Origin of the sequence: Vibrio sp. 10N.222.48.A3, from assembly GCF_041475345.1 — a bacterium.
GTDB lineage: Bacteria > Pseudomonadota > Gammaproteobacteria > Enterobacterales > Vibrionaceae > Vibrio > Vibrio tasmaniensis_A.
This window is the reverse complement of record NZ_JBFRVX010000562.1, coordinates 1-3,459: the sequence shown is the minus strand read 5'-3', so window position 1 is coordinate 3,459 and position 3,459 is coordinate 1. Positions and strand designations below refer to the sequence as shown.

General features: G+C 41.8%; 4 protein-coding genes. 3 read left to right on the top strand and 1 reads right to left on the bottom strand.

The genetic code is table 11. The annotated features are described in order from the left end of the window. Positions 1–21 precede the first annotated feature (21 nt). Positions 22–1,098: a class II fructose-bisphosphate aldolase gene (fbaA, locus tag AB4653_RS15985; RefSeq protein ID WP_009847671.1), complete on the top strand. Its 1,077-nt coding sequence runs from the start codon at positions 22–24 to the stop codon at positions 1,096–1,098. A gap of 376 nt (positions 1,099–1,474) precedes the next feature. After that, the gene (mscS, locus tag AB4653_RS15980; protein ID WP_009847670.1) at positions 1,475–2,341 is read left to right on the top strand and encodes a small-conductance mechanosensitive channel MscS; all 867 of its coding nucleotides are present in this window, start codon (positions 1,475–1,477) and stop codon (positions 2,339–2,341) included. Between the two features lie 114 nt (positions 2,342–2,455). Here mscS and AB4653_RS15975 read toward each other — a convergent pair whose 3' ends face one another. Then, complete coding sequence (locus tag AB4653_RS15975) at positions 2,456–3,085, bottom strand: LysE/ArgO family amino acid transporter (protein WP_009847669.1); 630 nt, start codon at positions 3,083–3,085, stop codon at positions 2,456–2,458. Between the two features lie 142 nt (positions 3,086–3,227). Between AB4653_RS15975 and AB4653_RS15970 the strand changes: the two genes are divergently transcribed. After that, positions 3,228–3,459 (top strand): LysR family transcriptional regulator (locus AB4653_RS15970; RefSeq protein WP_372104705.1); only part of this gene is annotated, 232 nt, incomplete at its 3' end.

Sequence of the window (3,459 nt, the reverse complement as noted above, 5' to 3'; positions counted from 1 at the left end):
AGAATAAATAGGACTATTTCCATGTCTAAGATCTTCGATTTTGTAAAACCTGGTGTAATTTCTGGCGATGACGTACAGAAAGTATTTGAAGTAGCAAAAGAAAACAAATTTGCTCTTCCTGCAGTAAACGTTGTTGGTACTGACTCTATTAACGCAGTACTAGAAGCGGCTGCTAAAGTTAAGTCTCCAGTTGTTGTTCAGTTCTCTAACGGCGGCGCTGCATTCTTCGCAGGTAAAGGCGTTAAACTTGAAGGTCAAGGCGCACAAGTTCTTGGTGCTGTAGCTGGTGCAAAATACGTACACGCTGTCGCTGAGTCTTACGGTGTTCCAGTTATCCTGCATACTGACCACGCTGCTAAGAAACTTCTACCATGGATCGACGGTCTACTAGACGCTGGTGAAGAGTTCTTCGCACAAACTGGTAAGCCTCTATTCTCTTCTCACATGCTAGACCTTTCTGAAGAGTCTCTAGAAGAGAACATCGAAACATGTGCTACTTACCTAGCTCGCATGGCTAAAATGGACATGACAATCGAGATCGAACTTGGTTGTACTGGTGGTGAAGAAGACGGCGTTGATAACTCTGATATGGACGCATCTGAGCTTTACACTTCTCCAGAAGACGTAGCATACGCATACGAGAAGCTAATGGCTGTTAGCCCACGTTTCACTATCGCTGCATCTTTCGGTAACGTACACGGTGTTTACCAAGCTGGTAACGTTGTACTTACTCCAACTATCCTACGTGACTCTCAAGCATACTGTGCAGAGAAGTTCGGTATTGCACCTAACGCTCTAAACTTCGTATTCCACGGTGGTTCTGGTTCTTCTGAAGCAGAAATCCAAGAGTCTATTGGCTACGGTGTTATCAAAATGAACATCGATACTGATACACAGTGGGCAACTTGGGATGGTATCCGTCAGTACTCTGCTGATAACTTCGATTTCCTACAAGGTCAAATCGGTAACCCAACTGGCGAAGCTGCGCCAAACAAGAAGTACTACGATCCACGCGTATGGCTACGTGCTGCTCAGTCTTCAATGGTTACTCGTCTTGAGAAAGCATTCGCTGACCTTAATGCTGTAGACGTACTATAATTCTTTGAATTAAGTACTCTTTAAGTTTTAAAAACCCGCTCATTGAGCGGGTTTTTTTATGTCTGATAAAAATTTGTATTAAATATGTGAAAACCCTAGCCTACGGTGAATAAATTTCGTAGTCTTTTAGTTATCGGTATTTGCGTTTATTGGTAAGTTTTATTAATTCAAAAGCTTACATAAATATGACTTTGCAATCGGTCAAAGATAGGATATCGTGCCGAAAAACTGGACCTGGTTCAGTTTATAAAAAGGACTTGGCTTTAATTTACTTTTAACACAGTGACTTAACAGGAGTTAAACTGTTTATTATTGTTAAAGTAAGTTTGGCTTAAGACAGTTTAGCTCATAGCATATTATATAGAGGATGCACATTATGGCTGATAGTTCGACAGCGCTTGAGACTCCAATTGTGGATGGTTTATCTCAGGCCGAGCAGTGGTTAACAAATAATTCAGATCTATTTATCCAATACGGTGTAAACATTATCTCTGCACTGATAATTCTATTTATTGGTAACTTGATTGTTAAAGCAGTCGCGAATAGCGTATCTAAGGTTCTTGAGAAGAAGAAGATGGATCGAGCTGTTGTGGAGTTTATCCACGGTTTAGTTCGTTATTTACTGTTTGTTATTGTTCTTATCGCTGCACTTGGTCGTTTAGGCGTTCAAACTGCATCTGTAGTTGCTGTTATTGGTGCGGCTGGTTTAGCCGTTGGTCTTGCGCTGCAAGGCTCACTATCTAACTTTGCAGCGGGTGTACTTATCGTTGCATTCCGTCCATTCAAGTCTGGTGACTACGTGGAAATTGGTGGTGTAGCGGGTTCAGTTGATTCAATTCAGATCTTCCAAACTGTTTTAACAACACCAGACAACAAAATGGTTGTAGTACCTAACGGAAGCGTTATCGGTAGCCCAATCACTAACTATTCTCGTCATGCGACGCGCCGTATTGACCTAATGATTGGTGTTTCTTACAACGCTGATCTTCAGAAGACAAAAGCGCTACTGACTAAGATCTGTGAATCTGATGAGCGCGTATTGAAAGATCCAGGTGTTCAAGTAGGTGTTCACACGCTAGCTGATTCTTCAGTTAATTTTGTTGTTCGTCCATGGGTTAGCACTGCTGACTACTGGAATGTTTATTTCGACCTTATGCAAGCTATCAAAGAAGGCTTGGACAACGAAGGTATCGAAATCCCATTCCCGCAAATGGATGTACACATGAATAAAGTTGAAGCTTAATTTCTAGTTAGTTTTTATAGCTATTAGCTTCTATAAGGAAAGGCGGATAACTTAGGTTATTCGCCTTTTTTGTTGGATGAGTAAAGTTTGTTTGATGACTAAAGAAGAATAGGTTTACCCGTATTGCTCAATGAGTCCATTGGCGAGCACAAGTGCAATAGCGAACATCATGGTTGCTACTGCGATATCGATGCCTTTCTTAACTTTAGGTTTCGATAGCGTTGGACCTAGCTTTGCTGCGCCTAATGATAAGGAATAAAACCACACGAATGAAGCTAAGATAGTCCCCATCGCAAACGCAATTCTGTCGTTGCCTTCAAACTGCCCGCCAATGGATCCTAGAATCACCACGGTATCCAAATAGAGGTGTGGGTTTAATACTGTTACAGCTAATGCACCCAAAATAACGGTGCGCTTGCCACGAGCCAATACCTCACTTTTTGATTCATCACTGGTGCGCGTTTTGAATGCACTGCGCAGTGATAGCAAACCATATACCGTTAGAAAAGCGATACCGCCCAATGTCACAGAGGTAAGCAGCAATTCATTTTGAGACAGAATTGCTCCGCCACCAAAAATACCCAATGAGATAAACAGGGTATCGAGCAGGCTACAAATCGTTGCAGTCGTTAAATGATGATTGCGTTTTATGCCTTGATTTAGGACGTACGCATTTTGTGCGCCTATCGGGATTATCATACTTGCCCCTAGACCAAAACCTTGTAATAAAACCCAAAAACTCATTTTAACCTCCACTTAATTAACGATATTTACGTGCTATGTGGCGAAGATACTCCGACCCTTTAAATAAGTATAATTAATGATTTTAATCCATTATTAGAGTTGCTAATGTGGTATTGGGTTAGCTTAAAAAGGAAGCAAATTGATGCGTGGATTGGATTATAAATGGATTGAAGCACTGGATGCCGTTGTGAAACAACGTAGCTTTGAGAGGGCCGCTGAGCAGTTATACATCTCCCAATCAGCGGTGTCCCAACGTATCAAACAGCTAGAAAAGTGGTTAGCCCAGCCTGCTTTGGTAAGAGAGAGCCCACCAAGGCCTACACCAGCAGGAAAAAAGCTGTTGGGTTTGTATCGTCGTGTTCGCTTGTTAGAGC